This window comes from Anaerotruncus colihominis, from assembly GCF_010206195.1.
GTDB lineage: Bacteria > Bacillota > Clostridia > Oscillospirales > Ruminococcaceae > Anaerotruncus > Anaerotruncus colihominis_A.
Map to the genome: position 1 here is coordinate 25,453 of NZ_VIQT01000020.1, position 25,750 is coordinate 51,202.

At 53.5% G+C, this 25,750-nt stretch carries 37 protein-coding genes; 30 read left to right on the forward strand and 7 right to left on the reverse strand.

The genetic code is table 11. The features are described from left to right. Window positions 1–6 precede the first annotated feature (6 nt). From FMM72_RS14110 to FMM72_RS14240, 28 genes are all read left to right on the forward strand, one after another. Window positions 7–264, forward strand: coding sequence for a hypothetical protein (locus tag FMM72_RS14110; protein ID WP_006873596.1), 258 nt, complete (start codon window positions 7–9; stop codon window positions 262–264). Between the two features lie 129 nt (window positions 265–393). Then, window positions 394–2,004 carry a phage portal protein gene (locus FMM72_RS14115; protein ID WP_243157830.1) on the forward strand — a complete coding sequence of 537 codons (1,611 nt, stop codon included), beginning with the start codon at window positions 394–396 and terminating at the stop codon, window positions 2,002–2,004. Between the two features lie 49 nt (window positions 2,005–2,053). Then, window positions 2,054–3,292 (forward strand): head maturation protease, ClpP-related, encoded by a 1,239-nt coding sequence (locus FMM72_RS14120; protein ID WP_243157831.1) that lies wholly within the window; start codon window positions 2,054–2,056, stop codon window positions 3,290–3,292. Between the two features lie 3 nt (window positions 3,293–3,295). Continuing rightward, on the forward strand, window positions 3,296–3,670 hold the full coding sequence (locus FMM72_RS14125; RefSeq protein WP_162221788.1) for a head decoration protein: 375 nt from the start codon (window positions 3,296–3,298) through the stop codon (window positions 3,668–3,670). A gap of 15 nt (window positions 3,671–3,685) precedes the next feature. Further along, window positions 3,686–4,759: a major capsid protein gene (locus FMM72_RS14130; protein ID WP_162221789.1), complete on the forward strand. Its 1,074-nt coding sequence runs from the start codon at window positions 3,686–3,688 to the stop codon at window positions 4,757–4,759. A 25-nt stretch (window positions 4,760–4,784) separates the two neighbouring features. Continuing rightward, window positions 4,785–5,288: a hypothetical protein gene (locus FMM72_RS14135; protein WP_162221790.1), complete on the forward strand. Its 504-nt coding sequence runs from the start codon at window positions 4,785–4,787 to the stop codon at window positions 5,286–5,288. After that, entirely contained in the window at window positions 5,285–5,653 is a 369-nt protein-coding gene (locus FMM72_RS14140) for a hypothetical protein (protein ID WP_162221791.1), read from the forward strand. The genes FMM72_RS14135 and FMM72_RS14140 overlap by 4 nt, the downstream gene beginning before the upstream one ends. Then, complete coding sequence (locus FMM72_RS14145) at window positions 5,650–6,267, forward strand: hypothetical protein (protein ID WP_162221792.1); 618 nt, start codon at window positions 5,650–5,652, stop codon at window positions 6,265–6,267. Before FMM72_RS14140 ends, FMM72_RS14145 begins: the two co-directional genes overlap by 4 nt. 3 nt (window positions 6,268–6,270) lie before the next feature. Further along, complete coding sequence (locus tag FMM72_RS14150) at window positions 6,271–6,822, forward strand: hypothetical protein (RefSeq protein ID WP_162221793.1); 552 nt, start codon at window positions 6,271–6,273, stop codon at window positions 6,820–6,822. 253 nt (window positions 6,823–7,075) lie between these two features. Then, entirely contained in the window at window positions 7,076–8,509 is a 1,434-nt protein-coding gene (locus tag FMM72_RS14155; RefSeq protein ID WP_162221794.1) for a phage tail sheath family protein, read from the forward strand. A gap of 15 nt (window positions 8,510–8,524) precedes the next feature. Beyond that, the gene (locus FMM72_RS14160; protein ID WP_162221795.1) at window positions 8,525–9,043 is read left to right on the forward strand and encodes a phage major tail tube protein; all 519 of its coding nucleotides are present in this window, start codon (window positions 8,525–8,527) and stop codon (window positions 9,041–9,043) included. Between the two features lie 20 nt (window positions 9,044–9,063). Then, window positions 9,064–9,504: a hypothetical protein gene (locus FMM72_RS14165; RefSeq protein ID WP_162221796.1), complete on the forward strand. Its 441-nt coding sequence runs from the start codon at window positions 9,064–9,066 to the stop codon at window positions 9,502–9,504. A gap of 247 nt (window positions 9,505–9,751) precedes the next feature. Then, the gene (locus FMM72_RS14170) at window positions 9,752–13,273 is read left to right on the forward strand and encodes a phage tail tape measure protein (RefSeq protein WP_162221797.1); all 3,522 of its coding nucleotides are present in this window, start codon (window positions 9,752–9,754) and stop codon (window positions 13,271–13,273) included. Then, complete coding sequence (locus tag FMM72_RS14175; protein ID WP_006873610.1) at window positions 13,270–13,479, forward strand: tail protein X; 210 nt, start codon at window positions 13,270–13,272, stop codon at window positions 13,477–13,479. Before FMM72_RS14170 ends, FMM72_RS14175 begins: the two co-directional genes overlap by 4 nt. Next, window positions 13,476–14,798, forward strand: a complete 1,323-nt coding sequence (locus FMM72_RS14180) for a phage late control D family protein (RefSeq protein WP_162221798.1) — start codon at window positions 13,476–13,478, stop codon at window positions 14,796–14,798. Before FMM72_RS14175 ends, FMM72_RS14180 begins: the two co-directional genes overlap by 4 nt. Then, window positions 14,798–15,124: a hypothetical protein gene (locus FMM72_RS14185; protein WP_162221799.1), complete on the forward strand. Its 327-nt coding sequence runs from the start codon at window positions 14,798–14,800 to the stop codon at window positions 15,122–15,124. Before FMM72_RS14180 ends, FMM72_RS14185 begins: the two co-directional genes overlap by 1 nt. A gap of 2 nt (window positions 15,125–15,126) precedes the next feature. Next, window positions 15,127–15,528, forward strand: coding sequence for a phage tail protein (locus tag FMM72_RS14190; protein WP_162221800.1), 402 nt, complete (start codon window positions 15,127–15,129; stop codon window positions 15,526–15,528). Between the two features lie 6 nt (window positions 15,529–15,534). After that, window positions 15,535–15,855 carry a GPW/gp25 family protein gene (locus FMM72_RS14195; RefSeq protein ID WP_162221801.1) on the forward strand — a complete coding sequence of 107 codons (321 nt, stop codon included), beginning with the start codon at window positions 15,535–15,537 and terminating at the stop codon, window positions 15,853–15,855. Next, a complete protein-coding gene (locus FMM72_RS14200; RefSeq protein ID WP_162221802.1) occupies window positions 15,848–16,984 on the forward strand; it encodes a baseplate J/gp47 family protein in 1,137 nt (378 codons plus the stop codon). Before FMM72_RS14195 ends, FMM72_RS14200 begins: the two co-directional genes overlap by 8 nt. Beyond that, window positions 16,977–18,005 (forward strand): phage tail protein I, encoded by a 1,029-nt coding sequence (locus FMM72_RS14205; RefSeq protein WP_162221803.1) that lies wholly within the window; start codon window positions 16,977–16,979, stop codon window positions 18,003–18,005. Before FMM72_RS14200 ends, FMM72_RS14205 begins: the two co-directional genes overlap by 8 nt. A 22-nt stretch (window positions 18,006–18,027) precedes the next feature. After that, on the forward strand, window positions 18,028–18,420 hold the full coding sequence (locus FMM72_RS14210) for a phage tail protein (RefSeq protein ID WP_162221804.1): 393 nt from the start codon (window positions 18,028–18,030) through the stop codon (window positions 18,418–18,420). 14 nt (window positions 18,421–18,434) lie between these two features. Then, window positions 18,435–19,454 (forward strand): hypothetical protein, encoded by a 1,020-nt coding sequence (locus FMM72_RS14215; protein ID WP_162221805.1) that lies wholly within the window; start codon window positions 18,435–18,437, stop codon window positions 19,452–19,454. A gap of 17 nt (window positions 19,455–19,471) precedes the next feature. Beyond that, window positions 19,472–19,954: a hypothetical protein gene (locus FMM72_RS17245; RefSeq protein WP_257432217.1), complete on the forward strand. Its 483-nt coding sequence runs from the start codon at window positions 19,472–19,474 to the stop codon at window positions 19,952–19,954. After that, window positions 19,947–20,051 carry a CD1375 family protein gene (locus tag FMM72_RS17415; RefSeq protein ID WP_256137430.1) on the forward strand — a complete coding sequence of 35 codons (105 nt, stop codon included), beginning with the start codon at window positions 19,947–19,949 and terminating at the stop codon, window positions 20,049–20,051. The genes FMM72_RS17245 and FMM72_RS17415 overlap by 8 nt, the downstream gene beginning before the upstream one ends. Next, entirely contained in the window at window positions 20,044–20,217 is a 174-nt protein-coding gene (locus FMM72_RS14225) for a CD1375 family protein (protein WP_162221768.1), read from the forward strand. The genes FMM72_RS17415 and FMM72_RS14225 overlap by 8 nt, the downstream gene beginning before the upstream one ends. Before the next feature lie 116 nt (window positions 20,218–20,333). After that, the gene (gene xerA / locus FMM72_RS14230) at window positions 20,334–21,290 is read left to right on the forward strand and encodes a site-specific tyrosine recombinase/integron integrase (RefSeq protein ID WP_160210739.1); all 957 of its coding nucleotides are present in this window, start codon (window positions 20,334–20,336) and stop codon (window positions 21,288–21,290) included. A gap of 73 nt (window positions 21,291–21,363) precedes the next feature. Further along, the gene (locus FMM72_RS14235; protein WP_160210738.1) at window positions 21,364–21,714 is read left to right on the forward strand and encodes a hypothetical protein; all 351 of its coding nucleotides are present in this window, start codon (window positions 21,364–21,366) and stop codon (window positions 21,712–21,714) included. Between the two features lie 16 nt (window positions 21,715–21,730). Further along, window positions 21,731–22,009 (forward strand): phage holin, encoded by a 279-nt coding sequence (locus FMM72_RS14240; protein WP_162221806.1) that lies wholly within the window; start codon window positions 21,731–21,733, stop codon window positions 22,007–22,009. Between the two features lie 321 nt (window positions 22,010–22,330). On the opposite strand, the gene FMM72_RS14245 is transcribed toward FMM72_RS14240, so the two are convergent. Further along, complete coding sequence (locus FMM72_RS14245; RefSeq protein WP_160209610.1) at window positions 22,331–22,579, reverse strand: helix-turn-helix domain-containing protein; 249 nt, start codon at window positions 22,577–22,579, stop codon at window positions 22,331–22,333. Between the two features lie 265 nt (window positions 22,580–22,844). Between FMM72_RS14245 and FMM72_RS14250 the strand changes: the two genes are divergently transcribed. Continuing rightward, window positions 22,845–23,612: a glycoside hydrolase family 25 protein gene (locus FMM72_RS14250; protein WP_162221807.1), complete on the forward strand. Its 768-nt coding sequence runs from the start codon at window positions 22,845–22,847 to the stop codon at window positions 23,610–23,612. Between the two features lie 230 nt (window positions 23,613–23,842). Here the strand turns inward: FMM72_RS14250 and FMM72_RS14255 are convergent, their stop codons facing one another. The 4 genes from FMM72_RS14255 to FMM72_RS17420 form a co-directional block, all read right to left on the reverse strand. Next, entirely contained in the window at window positions 23,843–24,127 is a 285-nt protein-coding gene (locus FMM72_RS14255; RefSeq protein WP_162221808.1) for a hypothetical protein, read from the reverse strand. Between the two features lie 5 nt (window positions 24,128–24,132). Continuing rightward, a complete protein-coding gene (locus FMM72_RS14260; protein WP_162221809.1) occupies window positions 24,133–24,345 on the reverse strand; it encodes a hypothetical protein in 213 nt (70 codons plus the stop codon). Window positions 24,346–24,477: 132 nt separating this feature from the next. After that, on the reverse strand, window positions 24,478–24,732 hold the full coding sequence (locus tag FMM72_RS14265) for a hypothetical protein (RefSeq protein WP_162221810.1): 255 nt from the start codon (window positions 24,730–24,732) through the stop codon (window positions 24,478–24,480). A 125-nt stretch (window positions 24,733–24,857) separates the two neighbouring features. Next, on the reverse strand, window positions 24,858–24,983 hold the full coding sequence (locus tag FMM72_RS17420; protein WP_257432214.1) for a hypothetical protein: 126 nt from the start codon (window positions 24,981–24,983) through the stop codon (window positions 24,858–24,860). 168 nt (window positions 24,984–25,151) lie between these two features. Here FMM72_RS17420 and FMM72_RS14270 point away from each other — a divergent pair, with 168 nt between their 5' ends. After that, a complete protein-coding gene (locus FMM72_RS14270; protein ID WP_160211083.1) occupies window positions 25,152–25,367 on the forward strand; it encodes a helix-turn-helix domain-containing protein in 216 nt (71 codons plus the stop codon). Here the strand turns inward: FMM72_RS14270 and FMM72_RS14275 are convergent. Together FMM72_RS14275 and FMM72_RS17625 are read right to left on the reverse strand one after the other, a co-directional pair. Beyond that, a complete protein-coding gene (locus tag FMM72_RS14275) occupies window positions 25,362–25,589 on the reverse strand; it encodes a helix-turn-helix domain-containing protein (protein WP_431603340.1) in 228 nt (75 codons plus the stop codon). The two genes, FMM72_RS14270 and FMM72_RS14275, sit on opposite strands and share 6 nt — an antisense overlap. Continuing rightward, entirely contained in the window at window positions 25,517–25,708 is a 192-nt protein-coding gene (locus tag FMM72_RS17625; RefSeq protein ID WP_431603341.1) for a hypothetical protein, read from the reverse strand. The genes FMM72_RS14275 and FMM72_RS17625 overlap by 73 nt, the downstream gene beginning before the upstream one ends. Window positions 25,709–25,750 lie beyond the last annotated feature (42 nt).

Genomic DNA, 25,750 nt, shown 5'->3' on the forward strand with positions numbered 1-25,750 from the left:
TTTGACATGGCTGATAAGACCGAAATCAAGGCAAGACTGGAATTCCGAAAGGAAGCTCTGAAGAAGCTGCGTGCCGCGTATCTGGCGCTGATCGACGGAGGAGTGAAAAGCTATACCATCAACGATCGGACACTGACGCGTTTCGACCTGCCCGATCTCAAAAAAGAGATTGAGGCCGCCGAGGCCGCCGTTGACACGCTGACGGCACAGCTCATTGGCCGCAAGCCGCGCAGAGCGTTCGGGATCGTTCCCGAAGATTGGTGATCTTTTTCGCGAGGTTGTGAAAATGCCAGGGTATACGCCCGAGAGGGTCTTACTACAGGCTGACCGGCGGAATTCGATTCTTTTGCCGCCGGGAACCTGTTTTTATTCCGATAATAGGAGGCGAACACATTGAGCAAGAGCCAAAAGTGCCGCAAGGCTCCCAATGCCAAGGGGTACAGCGAAGCTGGCGCGAGCCTCGACCGGCGTTCAATGAAGGGCTTCACCGCACAGAGCGGGTCGCCCAATGAAGATATAAACCACAACAACTATACCCTGCGGCAGAGGTCTCGCATTCTCTATATGTCGTCCACTGTGGCTGCGGCGGCAATCAATACCAATCGTACCAAGGTGATCGGCACCGGCCTTGTTCTGAATAGCGCCATTGATCGACAGGTGCTCGGCATGAGCGCAGATGCTGCTAAAGAGTGGCAGCGCAAGACCGAGGCAGAATTCCGCCTGTGGGCGGGCGACAAGCGCAATTGTGACGCGATCGGCATGAACAACTTCGGCTGTCTGCAACAGCTCGGCCTTAAATCCTGGCTGCTCTCCGGCGACGTCTTTCCCCTCCTGAAGCACTATAAGCGGACTCCGCTGAATCCGTACTCACTCCGCGTACATCTGATCGAGGCAGACCGCATCAGCACCCCGGCAGAGTACGGCGGTAGCATTTCCGCCTCCGGTTATTTCGAGGGAAAGGTACCGGAAGGAAAGCCCGGCGCCGGACACAAGATCTACGACGGTGTCGAGGTGGACGAAAACGGCTTGGTGGAGGCGTATTATATTCGTAATGCCTATCCCTTCGAGTATGTAACCGAAGACATCAAATGGACACGTGTGGAGGTCTACGGCAAACGCACTGGGCTTCCTAATATCCTGCAAGTTATGGACAGCGAGCGTCCCGATCAGTACCGAGGCGTTCCGTATCTGGCTCCGGTCATTGAAACCCTTTTGCAGCTGCGCCGCTACACCGAAAGCGAGCTGATGGCGGCTCTGGTGCAGTCGTTCTTTACTGCGTGGATCGAGACGGAAACGGATCAGTCTCAGATTCCCTTCAACGAAACCGGCCCCGTTGATATGAGCGATACTTTGGACGGCACAGTCAACATTGAGAGCACCGGCGAAGAGGATGAATACGACAACAATTATTCGCTCGGTCCCGGCACCGTTACCCATCTGGCACCGGGCGAAAAGGTACGCTTCGGCAATCCCAATATCCCCACCACCGGATTTGACGCCTTTATTAAGACGTTCTGCCGTCTGATCGGCGCGGCTCTGGAGCAACCTTATGATGTGCTTATCAAGGAGTTCAATAGCTCTTATTCCGCAAGCCGCGGAGCGCTGTTGGAGGCGTGGGAAGCGTTCAAGATGCGCCGCAAGTGGTTCGTGGACGATTTCTGCCAGCCCATCTATGAAGTGTGGCTGGCAGAGGCTGTCGCCCTCGGGCGCATTAAGGCGCCCGGCTTCTTCGACGACCCGCTGATCCGCAAAGCGTGGTGCGGCGCCAACTGGATCGGACCCGTACAGGGGCAGCTTGATCCCAAGAAGGAAGCCGAGGCCAATATCATGCTTATCAACCATTCCATTAAAACCCACGGGCAGGTCACCCGCGAAATGAGCGGCGGCGACTGGGAAGCCAATGTGGAACAGGTCAAGCGCGAAAACGAGCTGCTGCGCGCAACGAGGGGCATCGCAAAGGCCTTGACACCAGCTCCCGGAGAAGGAAGCGGTGATGGGGGCTGAATGCCCCGTATATCCCGACGAGCGAAGTATGGAAAGAGAGGAAAACGAAATGAGTAATCCCTCAAAGAGCAAAAGCCCTGCCGTGAATATCCAGCGCAGCGTTTACACCATGGCCACCACGGACGGCTCCAGCGCAGAAATCGTCATGTATGGCGATATCTACGAGGAGCAGCCTGTCGATTGGTGGACCGGGAAACCCGTCGAGGGGAAGTATATTCTGCTGTCCGAGTTTCTGGACGATCTGGAGCAGATCGCCAGGTGCAAGAGCATCATCATTCGCATGAACAGCTACGGGGGCGACGCCGGTGTTTCCAACACGATCCACAACCGTCTGCGTGAGCTTGCGCGGAACGGCGCCGAGCTGATCTGCGTCGTTGACGGCGTAGCCATGTCCGGCGGTTCCCTCATTATGTGCGCCTGCGATACCGTCCGCGTCAATCCGTCCAGCCTTATCATGATCCACAAGTGCTGGAGCTATATTTGGGGCGACTACAACGCTGATGAACTCCGTCAGATGGCGGATCAGAACGACGCATGGGATAAGATGCAGATTACGATTTATAAGCGCAAGACTGGTCTTTCTGATACGGTCCTTTCTCACATGATGGCCGACACCACCTACATGACGGGTAAAGAGGCTGTCGATAAGGGCTTTGCCGATGAAGTCCTGGAAGATGCCGAGCCGCTGAATATCACAGCCAGCGTTGACGGCCGTAGCCTGTTCGTGCGCGGCCGCACCATGCGTATGGAACCCGGCACATTCGCGCCCGATACTATCCCCACGGTCAATCCCGAGGCTTGCGCTTCGGTTACGACAGATGCAAATCAGCCGGAGGTCACCGGCGGACAAAAAGGAGGAAATTCCATGACCAAGGAAGAATTCCGGATGCAGTATCCGGACCTGTTCGCGGAAGTGCAGAACGACGCGATTGCCGCCGGCAACACTGAGGCTGTCAACGCCGCCATTCAGGCGGAACAGGCTCGTCTGCAGGGCATCGACGAGATCGCGGGCCTGTTCGACGACGCTCTGGTGAAGGAGGCCAAGTACGGTGAAAAGGCCTGCAACGCTGCTGAACTGGCTCTGCGCGCTGCGCAGAACGCCGCCAAACAGGGCAGGCAGTTTCTGTCTCAGTTGGACAGCGATTCCAAAGACGCCAACACCGGTGATGTCGGGGCTGCCCCCGGCGCAGACGAACCAAAGGGCGACGACGCTCTGACTCCCGAAGCTCGCATGGCAAAAACCAGAGCGGAGATCAAGTCTCTGCTCGGCAAGAAGAAGGAGGGCTAAATCATGACCAACCTGAGCAAGAAGATCGGCGAGATGGAGTTTGATGGTCTGGTGACCGATCTGACTCCTCCCGTCCAGGTACGCGGAGGCACCATCACCAAGGGCGCTGCTGAGACCACCTACAAGCGCGGCACCGTTTTTGGCAAGTCCGATGCTGGCGTACTGGCCATCTATGATGGCACCAACACACCCGATTGCATCCTGTGCGACGAGGTCACTGTTGGCACCGATGCCGATGCGAGTGTGGCTGTTTACACCGCCGGCTGTTTCGATCCTGGCAAGGTGATTGTGGCCGATAGCTACAGCCTCACCGCTGCCGACTACGACAAGCTCCGCATGCGCGGCATTGTTTTCAAGTCCGCTACCCCTGCGGACTAATAGGAGGTATTACAAATGGCTGCTGAACTGAATTTCTTTGACATTTATGTGCTGATCGCCATCACCGAGGAGATCGTTCCCAAGCAGACCTTTTTCAAGGATCGCTATTTCCCCACGGGTGAGGGCGATGTTTTCGCCGCTGACAAGGTGCTGACCGAGTACCGCAAGGGCGACCGTAAGATGGCCGCTTTCGTTTCTCCCCGTGCCGGCGATATTCCCATGGATCGCCGCGGCTACTCTATCCACGAGTATCAGCCTGCGTTTATCGCTCCTTCCCGGCTGCTGACCGTTGACGAGCTGCACAAACGCGGCTTCGGCGAGGCGCTGTATCCGGGCATGGATAAGGCTGCTCGTGCCGCCCGCCTGATTCTGGAGGATCAGACCGATATGGATCTGCGTATCACCCGCCGCGAGGAGTGGATGGCTGCACAGACCATGATTAACAACGCCTGCACTATGCAGGAGTACATCGACGACAAGACCAAGGGCGACACCCTGTATGTCAAGTTCTTCGACAATGCCAGCGAGCACCTGTATGTGCCCGCCGCCAAGTGGACCACTTGGGCCATTATGCGCGCCGACGTAATCGCCATGTGCCGCCAGCTCTCCAAGCGCGGTTTACCCGCCGCCGATCTGGTCATGGGCTCTGATGTCGCTGAGGCGGTTCTGGAGTTCGAGGAGTTGCAGCGCCTGCTGGATAAGAACAGCGGCATCATCACCGGCAAGATCGAGGAGGAACTGTCCCCCTATGATGGCGTCGTTTACATGGGCACCGTCAACTTTGGCGGCTTCAGGTTGAATTTGATCAGTGTGGATGAAACCTATGTGGATGAGAAGGACCAAGAGCAGAAGTACTTCCCCACCGCCTCCGCCATGGTAACCGCTCCCAACTGCGGCCGCACTCTGTACGGACAGATCACCCAGATCGACTACGGCTCCACCAACTTCACCGACCATGCCGGCATCCGCGTCCCTAAGTTTACTCTGGATCAGGACAAGGACATCCGCAAGCTGCGTCTCGGCACTCGTCCACTGTGCGCACCCAGGAACTACTGCCCCTACATCTACGCTGCCGCTGTAGTCGGCTGATCGATGCAGGTGAAAGGAGTACGCTATGAAGAAGGTTAAAATTATCAACGGCGTCTACGGTGCTCGGGACAACAAGACCAGCCGCGTCACCCCTGTCTCTATTGGAGGTACCGTCGAAGTCAGCGACGAGGAGGCCGCCCGTTTGGTCGGGTTCAAGGTCGCGGCCTACGTCGACGAGGCCTCCCCCGCCAACGGCGTTGCAACGCCTCCTGTGACCATTCCCATTGGCGGCGCAGGTAAAGACGCGCCTGACGGCGAAGACAGCGCAGAAGGGCAGGAAAACGGCTGCGGGGACGATGAAGCTCTCGATATCGTTGACGGCCATTTCACCGTTGAAAGCCTGATGGCACTGGAACGCAAGGACATGGATACTCTTGCCGCCGATCTCAGTATTGAGGCTGCCGCCATCAAGAAGTGCAAAAACAAGACCGAACTTGCCGAACTGATCGCGGCCGTCGAGATTGACGAGGGGAACACCGGCGACGGCGAGCAGCCTCCCACGCTCGGTACGGAGGGACCGGTGGAATGAACGGCTTCAAGGACATGGTAACCGCAGATATCTACAATGTTTTTCTCAACACGAATGAGTTCGCGGAGAAACGAACCGTGGAATACGACGGAGAGCGGTATGCTGATATCCCCATCGTGCTGTCCGGCCTGAAGGAGCAGGAGCGGCACCAGATCCAGTCCAACCATGTCCAGGGCCTCTACCTTGTGTCGGCCGTGCTTCATTGCGCACGATCCGACTTGGGCGGCAATCAGCCCGAAAAGGGTCAGCGTATCAGAATCAACGGCCAGGAAGGCGGCGGGGGCTTCTTCCGGGAGTTCTATGTGGCTTCGTCTGTATGCGAGATGGGTATGCTGCGGGTGGAACTGGAGGCGATCGACGAATGAGTGATATTTACAGATCGCATGATCGAAGCACCTATTATGGCGGCATTGTGGTTGATGTTGCCGAGGAAAGCCTTGACCGTATAACAAAGCTGCTGGCCGGCGTCAATGGTGGCGTTTATAGGGCTGTAGGGAGCGCATTGGCACGCGCAGCGGCGGCAGGAAAAACCGTCGCGAAGCGGGCGGTTTCACAGGAGTATACCATCAGCCAAAGCGAATTCTTGACCCAAACGAAAAATATCAACCATTTTATACGGGAATCGTCCGGAGAAATCTCCGTAGTGTTTGGGTTTAAGGGCTATGTGATACCGCTCCTGAAATTTAACACCCGCATAAATAGCAACGGTCAGATGGTCGCCCAAGTTAAAAGATTCGGAGCGGGAGAAGCATTGGATCGTGCTTTTTCTGCACAATCGGCCGTGCATGGACATAGGGTGATATTCGAAAGGGAAGGCTCATCCCGTCTCCCGATCACGGAACTTTATGGACCGGCTACACCTCAGATGATGTACTCCAACGAGGCTGTCACCGATGAAATTGAACAGAAGATGGCCGAGACATATGAAAAACGTATTGACCATGAGATTCTGCGCATTCTCAACGGCTGGGGAGGATAGGACATGACAAAGGCAGTTCTGCTGGAGCAGTTAAGGCTTTTTACCACTGAAGCTATAAAGGATTTGCTCCTCCCCGCGGCCCTGCAAAAAGAGGATCAAGAGCAGCCCCGGCCACGGGCCGCCGAGGTATACCGGGCGCGTCTGCCTGACAGCAAAGCGGCCAGGAAAAAAGCGCCTTATATCCTGCATCAGATCATCACAGGCAAGGATGTCCAGGCTCCCGGCCGGCGTCCTGACAATTCGGCCACTGTCCGCACCATCTTTTGCGTCTATCATCATGATGAACAGGAGGGCGGGCTTGCGCTGCTGAACCTTATGGAACGGCTGAGGATTGCTCTATTGGAGCAAAGGAGCGTCGGTAAGCAGTTTAGGCTTGATTTGGAAGCCGGGCTGGAAACCCTGGTTTACCCCGAGGATACAGCTCCATATTACATTGGAGAAATGATATCTGCATGGAAGCTCCCAGCTATTGAAAGGAAGGCGCCTTATGGCAAGGAAGGAAATGACAATGTTAAACAGCTCGGCCAAGGGACCTGCTTTGAGTCCCAAAGATAACAGCTCTGGTTTTTACTGTTATATCGGTCCAAGCATCGCCGGCGTTATCCAGCATGGAACCATCTGGCGAGGGAGCAGGACGGCCGCCCTGGCCGCTGCGGCGCCGGCTATTGAAAAATATCCCCTGGTCAAAACATTAATCGTGTCCGGAGATATGCTGCCCGAAGCCCGATTAAAAATCAAGAGGCCTGGCAATGCCCTGTACGTCAATTATAGGAAAGTTGCCGGGCTGCGATAAGGAGGTCAATATATCATGGCGAATCTCGGTATTCGTGTAAAAGAACAGGCCACGGCGGTCAGCACGCCCGTCGTGGCCAATTCCGGCATTCCATTTGTGATTGGGCTGGCGCCGAGCCATTGCGCATCCAATCCTGCAAAAGCTAATTTGCCGGTGCTCTGCACCAGTTGGGCTGAGGCGGTGGAGAAGCTTGGTTTTTCCTATGACTGGGGAACTTATACCCTTTGCGAATTTATGTATTCCCATTTCCGGTTATTCGGATGCCAGCCGGTCATCTTCTGCAATGTACTGGATCCGGCAACCATGAAAAAAGAAGTCCAGGCGGCCGATTACGATGTCGTCGACCATAAGATCAGCCTGTCTTTCGGCATCATCAATGATAACAGCCTAATGGTGCGCAGCGGTGAGGACGAATTGGAAAGGGATACAGATTACAGCGTCCTTTATGACGAAAAAAAGGGCGTCTGCATCGTAGAACTGTTGAGTTCAAGCGGCCATTACTCAGCGCAATCGCTCAATGTTGCCGGCAATACAGTGACGCCGGATGCGGTAAGTGATACGGACATTGTGTCCGGCCTGGGCGCGGTCGACGCTTGCATGAATGTCACAGGGGTAATCCCCGATCTGATCTGTGCGCCCGGTTTTTCACATATCCCTGCCGTAGCAGCCGTTATGGCGACCAAGGCTGCCGGCATCAACGGTTTGTTTCGGGCCAAAGCCCTTGTGGACGTGTTTACCGGAGATAACGGCGTCCGGGAGGTTTCCAAACTGCTCGAATGGAAAACCAAAAACAGTATGACAGATGAAAACCAGATTGTATGCTGGCCAATGGTGAAGATGGGAGAATACAAATTCCACCTCTCAACACAAATGGCCGGGCTGATGGCGCAGGTAGACGCCGGCAACAATGGATGTCCATACGAATCGCCATCCAATAAGGCGCTGAAAATTGACGGCTGCTGCCTGCTGGATGGGACAGAAATCAATCTGACCTGGGAACAGGTGCAGATGATAGCCGGAAACTATGGCATTGTAACGGCTCTGAATTTCATGTCTATAGGCTGGACGTTAAAAGGCAATTACACCGCCTGCTATCCCGGAAACACCGATGTGAAGGATTGCTTTATTCCTGTTTCCAGAATGTTCGATTGGGTAGCAAATACCCTGATTCGGACTTATTGGAGCAAGTTGGATAAGCCCATGAACCGGCGGCTCATAGATACTGTCCTGGATACCTGCAATATCTGGCTGAACGGGCTGGTGGCTGACGAACGTTTGTTGGGAGCCAGGGCGGAAGTGTCGGAGGATGAAAACCCCTTGAACGATCTGTTGGCCGGAATTTTGCGTATTCATATTTATCTGACGCCGCCATGCCCTGCGCAGGAGATCGATTTTACGCTTGAATACTCGGTTGACTATGCCACTGCGGCATTGCAGTCCGCCGGTTAAAGGAGGTAATCATAAATGAGCCAACAGGCAGCATCCTACATCCAGCTTGAGCTTTACGAGGACAGTATAAATCTGATGGGCATCGCAAAAGTTAAACTGCCCACAATTACATATCCGTGCGTCAATATCGCCGGCGCCGGAATGATGGGCAATATGGAAGTCCCGCTGTACGGTATGGTCGACGCCATGAGCATGACGATCAACTGGCTCAGTCCCACTCAGGACGCGGTGCGGTTGGCAGCCCCGAAAAAGCACCAGCTGGATTTGCGGGTTGCGGAAGAATACTGGGATGTGGAAGCGGCGGAGGAAGGGATTTGGCCGGAAAAATACGTTGTGATTGTTCGGCCGAAATCCACTGACCCTGGTACCGTAGCGCCTATGGCCGCTGCGGATACATCCGGTGAATATGCGGTGTATTACTATGCTGCCTACAGGGACGGACAGCAGCTATGGGAAATCGACAAGCGCAGGCTGAGGTGCGTCATTATGGGGACGGATTATATGGCTGACGTTCGAAAAGCTCTCGGAAAATAAACGAACAAAGGAGTATTGTCATGAATAACGAGAAAAAGACAAGTGCAGCAGAGGCCGACGGAACAGCAGACAGCGTGATGATGGACATGACGGAAGCGGCGGAGAGGCTGGAACAGGAGGCTAAAAGATCAGACGCCGATCATAGCTCCTATACCCATGTGTTCCAGCCTTCGTTTATTTATGAGGGCAGGACCTACGATACGCTTACCTTTAACTGGGACGCCCTGACAGGCAAAGACAGCCTGGCGATTGAAGCGGAAATGATGCTTAAGGGGAAAACGCTGATCCTGCCTGCATATACCGGGGAATATTTGGTCGGCATGGCGGCCCGTGCCTGCACCTATCGGGATGACAGCGGGAATCGAACCGTAAACACAAATACAATTTGCGCTTTGCCGCTGAAAGATTTTCAGGCGATCTGTAACCGGGCGCGGAATTTTTTGCTGCGTGCGGGGTTGTAATCGGCGACGGCGGGCTGTGGATCCGCAAGCAATGCCTGATTTTAGCAAAGTCGAACAGCACCCCCGCATTTGATTGGCTGGATTTGCCCCTGTCGGAATTTAAAGCATGGATCCAAGCGCATAACGCTGTAGCCGCAGAGGCGTCGGAAAGCCATAATCAACCCGTTCGAAATTAAAAACAAAGGGGGGCCGAGGGCAAATAGCCTTGGCCTCCCTCTTCTTTGCAGCCGGAGAAGGGAGGCGGCGTGTGGCCAGAGGGAAATCGTATGAAATGCTGTTTGCTTTAAACGCCCAAATGAACGGCAGTTTCAGCAGCACGCTATCGAAAGCACAGCAGGAATTTGTCAGACTGGGAAAAGAGATTCAAGGTTTAAGTAAAATTCAGTCAGATATTTCCGCTTATCAAAAACAGCAGGGCGCGATTGATGCTACCCAAACAAAATTGAATAATCTCCGGCAGCAAGAAGCGCTCCTGGTACAGCAGTTAAATGCGGCTAAGAGCGCGACAGAACAAGACGCCGCCGCTATTGCCGCTTTGGAACGGGAAAAATTGAAGCTGGAACAGCGGATCAGCAATACAAACGCGGCTTTGGAGCGGCAATCACAAAAATTATCGGACACAGGCGCGCGTCTGAAAGAAGCCGGGGTTGATACCGCCAATCTGTCACAGAAAGATGCGGAATTAACCGCCCGGATTAAAGAGCTGCAAGCCGAACAGGACAAAGCCGCCGAGGGCGCGACCAGTTTTGGCGAACGTTCCGTGCAGGCCATTGGCGCCGTACAGCAGGCGCTTATTGCCGCCGGCATAGCTGCGGCGCTGAAAAAAATAGCGGACGCCTATATGGAATGCGTTAAAATAGCCGGCGATTTTGAGGCGGGCATGTCAAATGTGGAGGCTTTGTCCGGGGCTACGGCCGCCGAAATGGAACAATTGAGCGGCGTGGCCAAGGAATTGGGCGCTACAACCAAGTTTACCGCACAGGAAGCCGCTGACGCCATGGGCTATATGGCAATGGCAGGATGGGACGCCATAGATATGATGAATGGTATGGACGGCGTGATGCAGTTGGCGGCGGCCTCCGGCGAGGATTTGGCCATGGTATCGGATATTGTGACTGATAACCTTACTGCTTTTGGACTGACGGCTGCGGATACCGCTCATTTCTCCGATGTATTGGCAGCGGCGGCAACCAACTCCAACACAAACGTATCGATTATGGGTGAAACATTCAAGCAATCCGCCAGTATTGCCGGTGCATTGGGATACTCCATCGAGGATGTGGCCGTGGCGGTGGGACTGATGGCCAATTCAGGCGTCAAAGGCAGTATTGCCGGTACCGCTTTGAAAAACACCTTTAACGGCTTACTGGAAGGAGCAACACTGACCGGCGCGGCTTTCGGCGAGTATGAATACTCGGCAATCAAGGCTGACGGCACCATGAAAAGCTTTTCGAGCACCATCAATGAACTGCGCGTCTACTTTGACCAGATGACCGAAGCCGAACGCGTCAATAACGCCATGACCATTGCCGGGGCGCGCGGCTATAACGGCCTGCTGGCGATCCTAAATGCAGCTGATGAAGATTACGCCTCTTTGACCGACAGCATCAACAATTGCTCCGGTGCGGCGCAGCGCATGGCGTCGATTAAACTGGATAACATGAATGGACAACTGACCCTGATGAACTCTGCCTGGGAGGCCGTGAAAACCACTGTTGGGGAACAGTTTACGCCGGTTATGGAAGGGGTATACAGTGTCGGTACGGACGTACTCACGCAGATCAATGAACTGTTGAAGGCAAACCCGGCTTTAGTGAAGGGCACGGCTGCTTTTGTCGGTGTCCTTGGCGCAGCAGTCGGCGCTCTGACCGCTTTTACCGCGGTGGCCAAAATTGCGGCAAAAGCATCTACCCTTCTATCTATTTCTATTCCCGGCGTCAATATTGCGATGGGTCTTGCCGCTGTAGTGGGCGGGATTGTCGCGCTGGTTTCTGCGGTCAATGAGGGCATTCCGCCTGTGAAGGAGCTGGCCGATGCGGCGCGCGATGCGCAGGAGGCTATGGAGCAGGCCAACGCTGCCTACGACGAAACCGCCACACAGACGCTTGCCACGGCGCAGACCGCCCTAATCTACATCGACAGGCTGGAGGAAATCGAGGCTGCCGCGGGCGGCGCGGTGAAAGAAAATCAGGAATACCACAATATTCTCGCCCTCCTTTCCCGTACAGTGCCGGAACTGGCCGACAGTATCGACCTTACTAATAACGCCATTGATGGCGGCACAGAAGCTCTCCGTGCAAATACGGAAGAATGGCAGCGCAACGCGGAGGCCCAGGCATACCAGGAATATCTAAATACGCTGTATGATCAACAAAGTCAAGTTATAACAGAATCTGCTGAAAACAGCATCAAGCTTACCCAGGCACAAATACAACTGGAATCCATAGAAGAAAAGCGCAGCGATGCCCAGGAACGCATGAATAAGCTTTATGCCGAAGCGCAGCAAAAGGCACAGGACTATTACAAAGAATTCGGAACCTGGAGCGAGGCTGCGACCTTTCTGACGCAGGAATACTACGACCTTCAAAATTCCATCTACGGCCTTGACGATGAGGCATATAAAGCCGAACGGACCATCAAAAATTTGAAAAAGGCCATTGATGAAGATGCCGAAGCGGTAGCTGCCGCTCAAAACGAAATCAATGAAGCCGAAGAAGCGATTACCCGGATGACCGACACCACCAAAGATATGACCGAGGCCGAGAAAGCTGCCGCGCAGCAGACACAGGAGTTTCAGCAGATTTTTGACGGCGTCACCGCATCGGCAGCGGCGCTCACGGAGGCTTACAAAGCGACGTATGAAGCCGCAATGGAATCCATACAGGGACAATACGCCCTGTGGGATATGGCCGCACCGGCTGTTGCAACCAGTGCAGGGAGCATCAATTCTGCCTTGGAAAGCCAGATCACCTATTGGCAGGCATATGACGCCAACCTGCAATCCCTGACAGAGCGCAGTGCCGAGATTGAGGGCCTGAGCGATGTCATCGCAAGCTTTGCCGATGGCAGCAAGGAGGGCGTGAACGCGGTTGCGGGCCTTGCCGCAGCAACTGACGAGGAATTGCGGGAAGTGGTCGCCAATTACAATGCCAATAAACAGGCAATGTCTGACGCGTCCAACAGTACTTCGATGCTGGTGAACGAGGTTCCCCAGGAAATAGACAAGCTGCAAAAAGAACTGGAGGACGGCGTTGCGGCTATGAACCTTGGCTCCGAGGCGGCCGAGAGCGCCAGGGCTACAATTCAGGGGTACATCGACGGATTGGATGGTATGCATCCGGAGGTACAGGCCGCCTTCGCCCGTTTTGCACAGGCGGTGCCGCAAACTCCGGCCCTGCCGGGAAACGGATTTGCCCCGATCGCCTCTTTACATGGACGCGGATATGCTACTGGTACGGAATCAGCGGAACCTGGCTTTGCTCTGGTAGGTGAAAAAGGACCGGAATTGATCTATTTTAATGGCGGGGAGAAAGTTGTGAACGCGGCACAAACCGCCGCCATGCGGTCACAGCCTGCCATTTCCGCGCTGGTCCCGCCTGCCGGCGGCGCCAATTCCCCGGTTACAATCCAGGTTTCATTTAATATTCAGGGAACCGCCTCCCCGGAAACCGTAGCGTCCCTGCAAGAATTCGGAAGTGAATTTGCCGAATATGTCCTGGATATCATCGAACAGCACAATATTGATGTTGCAAGGAGGGCCTATCGATGAAAAAGTACACAACTGTCCAGGGTGATATGTGGGACAGCATCGCCTACGCCCAGCTTGGGAATGCGGATTACGCCGATAAACTGATGAACGCAAATTTGCAGTATCGGGAATATTACATATTTCCCGCCGGCATTGTCCTGAACCTGCCGGAAATAACCGGGCGTGTCAGTGATGGCATGCCCCCGTGGAAACAGGTGGGAGGATGAGCGACAAAAATCTGTCACGCCGCGCGGCTGCGGAGATATCTTTTAACGGCATAAATATTACATCGTCTATCAAGCCTTATCTTCTGTCCATGACCTATATCGATAATGAGGAAGACGAAACAGACGATTTGCAGATCACCCTTCAGGACAGGGAATCTATCTGGTTGGAAAAATGGCTGACAGAAGCGGTTGACGCCGCCGCGTCCGCCCCCGGTTCGGCGTCGGATGGGTATTCCGTGGGGGATATCGTCCAGTTTACAGGATCGTTTCACTATATAAGTTCTACCGACGACGCTGGATATACAGCGATACCGGGGCCTGCGCAAATCACATTGAGCAATCCCGGGAGTAAGCACCCCTGGCATCTGATTCATACCGATAATACCTCCAATGTCTATGGTTGGGTCAACGAAGGGGATTTCCAGGGCATAGGCAGCAACGACTCGGAGAATAACAGCAGCGCCGGCTTTAAAATCGACGCTGTGATTGTCCGGGAAAACTGGAACAGCGACGGCAAAGACAAGCTGCTGCCATGTGGCCAGTTCGAGCTTGACAGTGTGGACGCTTCCGGGCCACCGGCCACCATTACCATTAAAGCCACCTCCCTTCCCTTTGGAGCACAGATCAGGCAAACGAAAAAATCCCATGCGTGGGAAGCCTGTTCGTTGTCCAGCATCGCCAAGGAGATTGCGCGCAGCAACGGTATGGTTTGTATGTACGAATCGGTGGACGATCCGTTTTATGCGCGGTTGGAGCAGGTAAAAACCAGCGACATCGCTTTTTTATCTACCCTCTGCCATGACGCGGGAATCTCCCTTAAAGCGACTAACAGCATCCTTGTTTTGTTTGATCAGGCGGCTTATGAAATGAAAGCCCCTGTCTTTACCATCAGGCAGGGAAAGAACGGGGGCTATACAAAATACAGGATGAACATCGGCACGGCGAATACAAAGTATTCGTCGTGCCGCGTCAGTTATGTCGACCCGTCTACAGGCCGATGCATCGAGGCGACGGCCAAGACGGAGGATTATAATGCCGGCGCAAAAAACAATCAACAGCTGGAAATTTCGGCAAAGGTGTCCAGCATCGCCGAGGCAAAGGCGCTGGCCGAAAAGCATCTGCGGCTACACAACAAATACGCCAGGACAGCGGCATTTACCTTACCGGGAAATCCTGACCTCGTGGCCGGGGTGACAATTCTGCTGGAGGGGTGGGGCGCTTGGGGCGGAAAGTATATCATCACGCAGGCGAACCATTCTGTCAGCGGGTCCGGCTATACGACGCAAATCAAATTGCGTAAAGTACTGGAGGGATATTGATGGCTTTGGATATAAACCTGGAAAAGCTGGTGCGCATTGGGACTGTGACGGCTGTGGACACCGGAAGACGGCGGGCGCGGGTAAAGTATGAGGATACGGGTTTACCCTCTGGATGGCTTTATGTCCTCGCGGCCCCTCCATCCGTTCCGGACTATGACGCGCCGCAGCGCACAGAATTTGAAGAAGGCGGCAGCGGTGAAGCGGCTTATGAAAGCCATAGCCATGAGCTGATCATAAAACCATGGATGCCAAAGGTGAACGAAACGGTCCTGATATTGTACCTGCCGGGAGATAATACGGACGGTTTTGTCCTGGGGAGGGTTTAGGCATGGCAACGATCGGATGCCTTGGGGATGTGGCCTTTACAGTTTCCGATTCCGTCATCCGGACGCTCTCCAATTTTCAATGGTCCGGTTCTGCGCGTTATGCGACCCATCAGCGGCATTTGGGGCGGGGACTTCTGGAATTTACAGGGACGGACCCCGATAAGATATCTTTTGATATCACACTTTCCGCACAACTTGGGGTAACACCCGCAAAGGAAATCGCCAGGATCGCCAAATATGTAAGCAGCGGCAAAAAGCTGCCTCTGACCATCGGTAGCCATGTCTATGGACAGTACAGATGGGTGATTCTGAGCTACAGTGTCAAAGCGCAAACATTCGATAAATACGGAAATCTGTATGTTGCGGTGCTGTCCGTCAGCCTGCAAGAATATTTGAGGAGGTGAAAACAAATGACCTATACGATCAGCGCCGCGGATTTACGTAATATCCAGCTGAACCAAACCGATGCTTTAAACTCTGTTATTCAAAATATTGCAATCATTTTATCGACAGCAAAAGGTTCTGTTCCTCTGCATCGTGACTTCGGGATAGCAATGGACGCCCTTGACCGGCCGGTTTCTGTTGCCGAAGTGATGATGCGGGCCGATATCCGCGAAGCGATCGAACGGTGGGAACCGAGGGCGGCAGTTGTGGATATCGCCTTTTCAGGGGACGCGTCCGAACCAGGCAAATTGATACCGACGGTAGAGGTGGAGATCGATCATGGGTAGAAATACAGAATATCAGTTTATCCCAACGGATGCGGCCGAAATCGTATCCCTGCTGACAGCAGCTTACGAAAAGATCACTGGTATCACGGTCCATCCCGCCAGCCCGGAACATCTGTTCATCCGATGGATGGGCAACATAATCATACAAGAGCGTGTTTTAAATAATTATACCGGCAATCAGAACATCCCAAGCCGCGCCGAAGGCAGGAATCTGGATGCATTGGGCGAGCTGTTTTTAGAGCAGACCCGCCCCGGAGCCAAGCCGGCCCGATGCACCGTCCGATTTGAAATTTCCGAGGCGCAGCTATTTGCCGTATTGGTGCCTGCGGGAACAAGGGTTACGGATACAGGAGGCGCCCTGATCTGGCAAACGGAGACGGATATCTATGTCCCGGCCGGTGAAACCGCTGTGGACGCGGAAGTGGTATGCCAGACCTCCGGTACGGTGGGAAACGGCTATGTACCCGGACAGATTGACACCATCATGGACTTGTACGATTACTGCACAAAATGTGTCAATATCACTGCATCCGACACAGGCGCGGACATGGCGACGGACGAAGAATATTATGAACTTATGCGGGCCAGTATGGACGGATATAGCTGCGCCGGCGCCAGAGGCGGTTATACCTACTTTGCCCGGCGCGTCAGTACGGAGATCGCGGACGTAATCGCCAATTCCCCCACTCCCGGTGTGGTCAAGCTGTATGTGTTGATGGAAAACGGGGAACCTGCGGGAGAGGAAATTAAAAACGCAGTATTGGCCGCCTGCAACGAAGATACTGTGCGGCCTCTGACAGATCAGGTGTTTGTAGAGGATGCCGAAAAGATAGAGTATGGCATTTCCTTCACCTACTATATACAGGAGGGCGTACAAAAAAGCGCGGCAGAATTAAAAGGGGCGGTAAATGCGGCTGTAAAAGAATACGCTGTATGGCAGAGCGCGCGCATGGGACGTGATATCAATCCGTCCTATCTGGTGGGATTACTTATGCAGACCGGGATTAAACGTGTGGAGTTGACCGCGCCTGTATTTACCGTCCTGCGTGATGGAAGCGACCGGACCGTCCCACAGGTGGCCGCGCTGCGGTCGCTGAATGTGGTTGACGGAGGGTACGAGGATGAATGATCATGGCCTGACAACGGGAAATTTACTGGCGTCGTTCCCCGAAGCATTGCGGCATGATGCGTCGCTTGCGGCTCTGGCCTCTGCTGTCGCGGATATCCTGTCCAAAAGGCCAAAAGAAATCGGGCGGATTGCCGTTTATCCCTCGATTGATGACCTGGATGAATCGCTTTTGGATATCCTGGCCCGTGATTTTAAAGTGGATTGGTATGATTACAATTATGACGCGGATATAAAGCGGGCGTTGTTTAAAAGCAGCTTCGCTGTGCACCGGTTTTTGGGAACACGAGGCGCTGTAACCAGGGCGTTGACCGGCATCTATTCTGCCGCATCAGTCAAAGAATGGTTTGAGTATGGCGGGAATCCGTATTGCTTTAAAATACTGCTGTACGATCAGGATATGCCTGTTTCCATTCCGGCCAAAGAAATCAGAAAGGCCGTTGAATTCTATAAGTCCCTGCGTTCCCACCTGGAAAAAATCACGATGATCATCGAAGCTGCGGCGCGGCTCAAACTTGGGTTCTCGTGGCGGCTTGCAATGCGGACTCGTTTAAGCATATGGGGGATGCAGGAAGTCCGGCTGAACGGCAGCCGTAATCTAAAGGGCGAATGGATATTGTCCAGCGTTTGGGAGCGGGGCGCGCATTTAAAGAAATTTGCTTTGCATCACCAAAAACAGATGCCGCTCCGGATGGCGGCATATATGGCCATCACACAAAGAACTGGCTTTGAATATCGGAAAATACCGAAACTGCCCCGTTTTGCCGTGCGGACCCGAAACAATGTATACAGCCCGCAAACGCTGATGCTGGACGGTTCCCACAGGCTGGCCGGCGGGGGGCAGCTTGGGACGGTGTTTATACGGGGCGGCGCATTGCGGATGTGCGCTTTCCGGGCGTCTGTAAGTGCCAGCCCGTGTATTAAGGCCGGCCTCAGCCGAAACAACATGTGGCGCCTGGACGGTTCCCGCAGTCTTGACGGCGAGCAGCTGTTGAACGCGGATGTCATCACAAGCGATCTTTAAATCATGGAAGGAAGGGATTATTTTGGCGGAGAAAAACAGCATCATTACAAAAGCGCGGCGGATTGCGCTGGCCAAATTAACGGCCGGCGTGATTGAAACTGTCCCACCGGTTGCCTTTATCGCATTGGGAGACGGCGGGGTGAATGAAAGCGGGGAGCCTGTTGCCCCGGATGTGGAACAGGGGGCTTTGACGCATGAGGTTTGCCGGTATGCGGTACAGCAGCCTGTCGCCTTCCCGGTGGAGACAACGGCGCGATTCGTAATTGTTATCCCGGAGGATGAACAGGCCGGGACCAAATTTTCCGAAATGGGGTTGGTCGATACAGAGGGGAATTTTGTTGCGATCAAGACAATGTATGTGAAGCAGAAGGATGACGATGTGGAGTTTTCCTTTACCTTCGACATGGAATTTTAATTGGGAGGATATTTATGGCAGAGGTACATAATTCCTGGCAGGATACAATGGAAGAACCTTACCAGATTCCAGAGAATCCGGCTTATGACGCATCCAATATTCTAAGGCCGACGACCATGACGCCGGCCCATGCGGATATGTTTAACGAGATATTTTCCCGCCTGATCGTCAATACTGCGGCGGTCAAGAGCATTGCTGACAGCAAAGCGGGCACTGACACCGCCGCACCTGATCAGGACGGATTGATGTCGAAGGAGGATAAAGCTGCCCTTGATCAGGCGATACAGAATATTGCTGCATTAAGCGGGATTTTGGGCGACGGCACGGCAGGCGGCGACTTGCAGGGGCGTTATCCCAACCCGGCAATCAATCCCACAAAGCTGGCAGGTATCAAACCTGCGTTTGCGCAGGCAGCGGCCCGCGCGAATATTACCAATGGCGATACCCTGGCAATTATCCTGGGCAAGATCGCCAGGATGTATGCAGACTTAAAATCCGTGGCATGGAGCGGCAGCTACGCCGATCTGACAAACAAACCGTCCAGCTTTACGCCCGCAGCCCATACCCACGACGACCGCTATTTTACAGAGACGGAGATAACAACAAAGCTAAACGCAAAATCCGATACGACCCATACGCATACGGCGGCGCAGGTAGGCGCGGCTGCGGTGGCCAGAGGTACATGGACGCCCAATCTCAACGACGCATACAATGCCTGTTTTACCAACACAAATCCAAGCGGCGTCTGGTGCCAGGCTGGAAATGTCGCGTTGTTTTACTTCCAGACCCAAATAACCCGGAAAGCCAGCAACGGCGCAAACATGTATTGTACGACGCCGTTTGCCGGCCATACGTTTGGAAGAGTGATTATGCGTGGACCGGGTAGTCCGACGCTTAAAAAGAATTGGGTACTGGCAAACACAAATACAAATTCCACATGGATGTTCATCCCCGGTGGCACGCTTGCGACAGAATCACAGATGTCGGTAGGCACGGATTTTTGGTATTACGGACATGGTGTGATTTTGACTTAAGGGGGAGGGAAAATATTGTGGGGAAAATAACGGAAAAAATATATGACAGCCTGTGCGCTGGTTTCGTTTTTATCGAGACGCAGGATTTTGAGGACGGTGTGCCGGTCACCTTACCGCACCGCCAGATGTTTTACAACACAGAATCAGGGCGGGCAATGCTGGCGGAGGTGGCGCCGGAGCTGCTGGATGAAATTTTAGCGGTATGGGGCGAGCAAGCGAAGGCCATGGATGGCGCGGAAATATTGGGGCCTATTCCGACTGTAGAGGAACGGGCCGAAATACTTGAGCAGCAGATAACAGACACGCAGATGGCGCTGGTTGAGGCATACGAGGCGGCGGACGAACAGGCGACGGTCATCATGTTGGCGCAGGTCGAAGCGTATGAGACGGCGGACAGGCAGAACACGGACGCCCTGCTCGCGCTGGCCGAAGTGTACGAATCCATGCTTGCGCTGCAAGCGCGTGTGACGGCACTGGAGGGAGGTGAAGTAAATGGCTAAAGTATACGCGGAGCTGATTCGCAAGGGCTTAAAGGCAATCGGGGACGTACCCAAGGCCCTACAGGCCGAGGTGAAGGAGCTGCTCGAACATGAGTAGCTTTTTTCTTTTCCTCGCAAACATCTTCTGCCGGAGGGAGGTGCGCATCATGGCGGTTGTTTACGCAACGCTGATCGTGAAAGGCAAAAAGACGCTGGAGGACGTCCCGGCGCTGCTCAGGGAGCAGGTGCGGGAGATTCTCGGAGATCTTGACATTTCCCTGTAAAAAAGAATCCCGGAGGCGGGCAGGTTCCCGCCTCCAGCATATCCATCTTATTCGGAAATTGCGTCTGTCCTGTCCGCGCGATCAAGGTTATACTGAATGTCAGGGAGGGAAAATTGATGGATGCAAAACAGGAGCTTATGATCAGACTGGAGGATGCGGGCGTTTCGCGGGAACAGGCGGAAAGCTTGTTGAAGGGATATCAGATAACACGGCGCGATGAGTCAGGACAAGGCAGCCTAAAACGACGTGTAGCGGCGTTTCTGGCTGCAAAACGCATTGATGGATTATCCAAAAAGACACTGGAAAATTATCGGTACACATTGAATATTTTCGTAGAGAAGGTAAATCGTACCGTCACAAAAATTACCGCAGACGATCTGCGCAGTTACATTGCCTGGTTATCGGAGAAACGCGGACTGAAGGATGGAAGCCTGACAACACACATCAACACCCTGCGCAGCTTTTTTTCATGGCTTTCCGCAGAGGATGTTATTCGTAAAAATCCAATGCTCAAAATTAAATCTCAGAGATTTGACCGGAACCGGTCGCGGCGCGCCCTTTCACAGGAACAATTGGAAAAGCTGCGGGAAGCCTGTCGAACCTGCAAGGAACAAGCGTTAATGGAATTTCTTGTGTCGTCCGGGTGCCGCTTAAGCGAGGCGGCAGGGCTGCGTCTAGAAGATATCAACTGGCGTGAACGCAGCGTCATAGTTTGTGGGAAGGGCAATAAAAGCAGGACGGTTTATTTCAGCGTCCGGGCTAAAGTGATGCTGGAGAAATATCTTCACCAAAGGAAAGGCGGCGAGGCATTGTTCTCCAGTGTGAAAACGCCATATCCTGGGATGAAATCCAGAGCGATTCAGCGTATCTTAAAGGGACTTGGCGAAAGGGCGGGGATACATATTTACCCCCATTTGCTGCGGCATACGTTCGCTACGCAAGCCCTGGCAGGCGGGATGGACATCACAGTTATCCAGCGGCTTTTGGGCCACAAGGATACAAAAACAACTCTGATTTATGCTGAACTGTCCGAAGAGGCTGTGCGTTATCAGTACAATAAAATAGTGGCCTGACTGCCGTTTATACAGATTTTTGCCTGGCCTTTTGGCCGGGCTGCTTGTCGTACAGAAAGATGGTGAAAGAAATATGGCGGATGAAAAATGCATCGTAGACCCGCAGCGGGACTGCCTTGGCCTGCATAAGGCAATCGCTCTGGAAAAGCAAATGTCGGAATACCGCACCCAGGCGCGCGAGACACATGCCGAGATGTTCCAACGCATTTCAGCGTTGGAACGGTCCGGCTCGGCGCAGGAGGCGCGGTACCAGGCGATCATGGACAAATTGACGGAGCTGTCCGTCCGGCTCAACGAGGCAATGGCAACTATTGCGGCGCTCAAGGAAAAGCCGGCGAAGCGATGGGAAAGCATTGTAGATAAGGCGATATGGGCCGTGCTCGCCGCGGTGATCGCCTTTGTGCTGGGACGTATGGGATTGTGAGACTGGAGGAAATACAATGAAGATTAATTGGAAGGTACGCATTAAAAACCCGCTGTGGTGGGCACAGGTGGCGGCGGCGCTGGTGCTGCCGGTACTCGCGTACTTCGGCCTGGCCTGGGAGGATATGACCTCCTGGGGAGCGCTGTGGGACGTATTGCAGCGCGCGGTACAGAATCCCGTTGTGCTGCTCGCCGCGGCGGCCAGCGTGTTTAACGCTGTGACCGACCCGACGACGGCCGGCGTTGGGGACAGCCGGCGGGCGCTCAGGTATAAGACGCCGAATCGTGACAAATAAAGGCGGCCAATGCGGATTGCGGCTTGTAAAAAAGGGCGGTACATGGTAAAATAAGGCTGGCGCTGTCGCAAACGGCAGGCGGTTAGTCACTCCCTTGCGAAAGGGGGTGTTATGTATGGTTGAGTTGTTGCTCGCGATTTTATTGGTCGTGGCGATCACAGAAGCCGTGAAATACATAAAAAAATGACCGCCCTACCCTGACAAAGTAAGCGGTCATTCCGTAAAACTTTAGGGGCTAACCGTCTGTCGACAGCGCCTCTTTGTTTTTATTATATCCGTACCGGAGATATCTGTCAAGCCGCAGGCCCTTTGGCCTGCGGCTTATTGATTGGAAGCCAGGGGAATGCTTTGATAGAAGGGCGTCAATAGTTGGGCAGGCGTCATGCCAGTTTCACGGCTGATACGATCGAGGTTTTTCAAATTTGTATAAACCTCCGCCCGCTCGATTTTTGCATAGCTTTTGACTTCGATACCGATTCGAAGCGCCAGCTCCTCCTGGCTGATTCCATTGATTGTGCGGTATTCGGAAAGATTACATGCCAAAATAACTCTGCATTCATCGTACTTCACAATTATTTCCTCCCGCCTCGTTTTATAATGATTTATGGAAATAATTGTATAAGTCAGTCGTATCATGTTTCAAGGGCGGCAAGTCTGTTGATAAACCTATTTAAAAATGATAAAATATAAATTTATGAAAAAATAGAAAGCGCCGCCTGAAAGATACGGCGAAAGCCAAATGAAACGCAAAGTACTGTATGCTTAATAGTAGGCTTTTAAGCCGCTGGCCGGAAACGGTCGGCGGTTTTTATATGTCAGAAAGGAGCGGTAAACTATGGAGATTAAAGGCGTTGATATTTCGTCGCACCAGGGGGACATTGATTTTGAGCGCGTGAAGGCGGACGGCATCCGCTTTGTGATCATCAAGGCCGGACAGGGCCTTCGTGAGATGGGGACGTTTCGTCAAAAATACCTGCCCGAAGTGCTGGCCGCGGGACTTGACTGGGGCGCGTACTGGTGGAGCGACGCCGTGACAGTCGCCGAAGCGCAAAAGGAGGCGGCAGCGTTCGTTAAGACGCTTGACGGCCTGCGTCCAACCTATCCAGTGTACATGGACCAGGAATACGAATCTCCCTGCGGTAACGCCTGGGGAGTGGGCAAGGGAAAGCAGCTTCGCACCGACATGGCAAAGGCGTTCCTGAAAGTTCTGGAGGACGCCGGGTACTACGCGGGGCTGTACGCTTCGACAAACTGGCTGCAATACTGGGTGGACGACAAACAGCTTGAAGCATATGACAAGTGGGTTGCGCAGTACGCCGAAAAATGCACCTACACCGGCAGTTACGGGATGTGGCAGCATCATGGGGACGCGCGGGGCTTTGTGGGGCGTGTGGACGGCATTTCCGTACCGGTGGATATCAACGCCTGCTATCGGGATTACCCGGAGATCATCCGGGCAAACCTGCTCAACGGCTGGAGAAATACGGACAAGCCAAAGGATGAAATGATCTCCATTCCAAAGGCGGAGCTGGAAGGGCTGCGGGATGACCTGGCGGCGGCGCTCAATTCGGTTACGCGGATATTGGGGACCGACAAGATATAATAATCTAATGATGCAATTACTCTACGCAAGTTTTTTCATTCAATATGTTTTTATGTTTAGACCAAAAGCCCCCCCCTTGCAGGAATCGTTCCTGCAAGGGGGGGCTTTTGGTGTTTTTACGGCTTCGTTCTAGAGGGCTTTTTAGAACGTTTTTGAGCGTGGGGGGCGTCTACTCTCCCATGGCGCAAAGTATCCGTTGCAACTCAAGTATGGGGCCGTCAGGGGCATTTCTAACCGTTTGCCACAATCTCCACTGCGGCAATCTCCACCAGATCGTCATGAACGGCGCCGACATTCAGCGTTGAGCCGACGCGATAGTAGGCCAGAATTTCTTCATCTGTGCCATTGATGCGCGTGGTGATGGTGTTCCCGTCGGCCAGCGTTACGCGGGTCAAACGGCCGAAGCAGCCCTGCCTCTCCATCTCGGCGCAGAACTCCTCGTAGCCCATTTCTCCCCGGGCCTCCATGGCGGCGCTAACGACCTGGAGCTCGGTGGGGGGCCAGTCTCTACTCACGGTCGTCACTCCTCTACGGTAAAATGCACATCTTCCGTCAGCAAAACCGTCCCCACCCCCGGCTCATAGGTCATCATGTTTCTGCGGCCTATGTATTCGGCGAGCAGCTCTCCAGCCGCCACACGGTCAAGGTTAAACGGGGTCGGCTCCCATTTCCCGAAGTAGTCTGGGCACTGATTCACCATCCTGTCCCATTCCTTTTTCGTGTAATGTCTCATGCGTATACCTCCTATTCGGTTTTCAAGGTCGTATATGTAAAAGGGGCGGCGATTTCCCCCTGTGTCGACGGGTTCCCGCGACGCCCTGGTGGGCGTTTCGGCCAGTCGCTGTCCGGCTCTCGTCAGGTGGGGTTAAACTTCCTCAACAACGCCCTTGTAACCATAACTAGTTTCAAACTCTGCCCAGGATTTCCGGTTACTTCTGGTGTACCAGTGCGCCCGGTAGGTGAAATCCCCGTCGGCATCTACCAGTTTCAAGAGGGCTTGTTTTAAGCAGGTCGCCTTAACAGTCATCCAGCACCCGCGTATTCTAAAAAACCTCGCCTCCCGGCTGCCATCGCCATTTATGGCCTTAATTTCACGCGTAAGTGTGTGGTCGAGTTTCATTTTGCTTGCCTCCTTGATTTTTTTGCCTTACTCTGCTATCATGGAGGCGGCCGGGGTAAGGCTCCCGGCTCGCCTTTTGGGGTGTTTGAGTAGCGGCGTTCTTTGCGGGGGCCGCTACTCTTTTTTTATGCCTTGACCTTACTGTCCCGCACAATCTTAGCGGCAGATTCGGGGTCTTTGGCGGTAGCCTCAATCAGTTTTGCGATGTTCTCGAGATACTGATTGAGTTCTGCCGTAGTCATCTCGTCCAAGTCCTCACTTCCTTTCGTAAGAGGTATTCGCCTCTGCCTTACAAGTATTATGATACACTAATTCGTGTTATTTGTCAACTGAAATTTGACACTTTTTAATGAAAAATATAAAAAATATTTTGACAGTAGACATGATTTAGTGTATATTATAAATGAGGAGGTGAGCGCATGGGTATTTCGGTTGCCGAAAAAATCCGTTTAATTATGAAACGCAGGAAAATGACAATGGGCGACTTGGCCGAGGTTTCCGGCCAGACACGTCAAAACCTATCAAATAAAATGACACGGGATAATTTTACCGAAAAGGATATCGGAGAACTGGCTAAGGCTCTCGGGTGTTCTGTTGAGATTCGCTTCACTTTGCCTGATGGAGAGGAACTATAAAAAAGCCCCAGACGCCTGAACGTCCGGGTCGGTGGAGACTGGCTCATTTTTTAGTATGTAGGGGTTGCCGGTTCGTCTCTTGCTCCTGGCCTCGTTATTCGGCTCGCGAACAATGAGATCTGATAGCTCGCAACCAAGCGCTTCGCAGATCAAGTCGAGATGTTCAAGGCTGACCCGTTCGGCAAACTCATGATAGAGTTCTCCAATCGTGTTGGGTCTGATTCCGGTAGCCCTTGCAAGATCTGCCTGCGTCCACCTCCTTCGCAGATCAAGTCGAGATGTTCAAGGCTGACCCGTTCGGCAAACTCATGATAGAGTTCTCCAATCGTGTTGGGTCTGATTCCGGTAGCCCTTGCAAGATCTGCCTGCGTCCACCTCTGCTC